This is a genomic window from Mesorhizobium sp. M7A.F.Ca.CA.004.04.2.1, assembly GCF_004022825.1.
Lineage (GTDB): Bacteria > Pseudomonadota > Alphaproteobacteria > Rhizobiales > Rhizobiaceae > Mesorhizobium.
In genome coordinates this window covers 1-1346 of sequence record NZ_RZPH01001313.1, presented here as the reverse complement: position 1 = coordinate 1346, position 1346 = coordinate 1, and the positions used below count along the sequence as shown (strand labels likewise).

1 protein-coding gene and 1 pseudogene are annotated in these 1346 nt (G+C 66.2%); both read right to left on the bottom strand.

The genetic code is table 11. The annotated features are described in order from the left end of the window. The coding region (locus EN893_RS34135) for a threonine/serine dehydratase (RefSeq protein ID WP_164901386.1) at nucleotides 1–804 on the bottom strand (804 nt) is incomplete at its 3' end. A 39-nt stretch (nucleotides 805–843) separates the two neighbouring features. Beyond that, nucleotides 844–1346: pseudogene (locus EN893_RS34130) on the bottom strand (diaminopimelate decarboxylase); the annotation flags it as partial.

Sequence of the window (1346 nt, the reverse complement as noted above, 5' to 3'; positions counted from 1 at the left end):
CCACAGCGCCTTCTGCGCGGCGATGATGTCGTCGTCACTGACCAGGATCGAGCGTTCGACAAAGGCTTCGGCAATCGGGAACATCATTTCGCCGACGCGCTTTGGCGCCAGCGAATCGGCGGCGATACCCTCGGCCGGCGCGTCGACGGGGTGTCCGGCCTCGAAGGCGCGATGAAGCGTCGGCGCTCCTTCCGGCTCGACGGCGATGATACGGATGCGGCCGGTAAACCAGGCAGCGATGCCGCCGATCAGGCCGCCGCCGCCGACAGCGACCAGCAGCGTGTCGATCTTAGGCAAATCGCTCTCGATTTCGAGCCCGAGCGTGCCCTGGCCGACGAGCGTTTCCTCCTGGTTGAAGGCATGGATCTGCAAGGCGCCGGTCTCCTCGGCGAACCGTTCGCTGGCCGCCAGCGCCTCGGCGTAGCGGGCGCCGCCGACGATCAGTTCGGCGCCGTAGGAGCGGATTCGCTCCAGTTTGGCTGGCGGGCTCACTTCGGGAACGAAGATGGTCGCCTTGTGGCCGAGCCGCATGGCGGCATAGGCGACGGCCGCGCCATGGTTGCCGCCCGATGCCGCTACGACACCGGCGTCGGGAACCGGCCGCTCCAGGAGATTGGTGAAGGCGCCGCGCGCCTTGAACGAGCCGGAATGCTGCAGGCATTCGAGCTTCAGGTCGACGGCCAGCGGCGGCTGATCGAAGTCGGCCATGTCGACGCGCAGCACCGGCGTGTGCCTGATATAGGAGCGGATGCGCGGTTCCATCGCGGCAATGCGCTCGCGTGTGACGGTGATGCCGTTCGTCATGATTGCTCCCTGGGACGGGTAGGTGTGTTTCCGGCGCTCCTATGCAAGCCAGTCGGGCATCGAATCCAGCCCAATCAGGTCGTCATAGGTCGGGCGTGGGCGCACGATGTGGAACCGGTCGCCGTCGACCAGCACCTCCGGCACCAGCAGGCGGGTGTTGTAGGTGCCGGCCTGCACCGCGCCATAGGCGCCGGCGGTGGAGACGGCAATCAGGTCGCCGGCCTTCAGCCTGGGCAGATCGCGGTCCAGGCCGATATAGTCGCCGGTCTCGCAGACCGGGCCGACCACGTCGACCATCATGCGCGGCGTGTCGGCCGGCGGCTGCACGACCGGACGGATGTCGTGGAAGGCGTCGTAGAGCGTCGGCCGGATGAGATCGTTCATGGCGGCATCAACGACGAGGAAGTTCTTGGCGTCGCCTTCCTTCACGAAAATCACTTCCGAGACGAGGATGCCGGCATTGCCCGATATCAGCCGGCCAGGCTCGAACATCACCTTCAGCCCGAGCTTGGTGACATGCTTCCTGACGATCTGGGCATAGG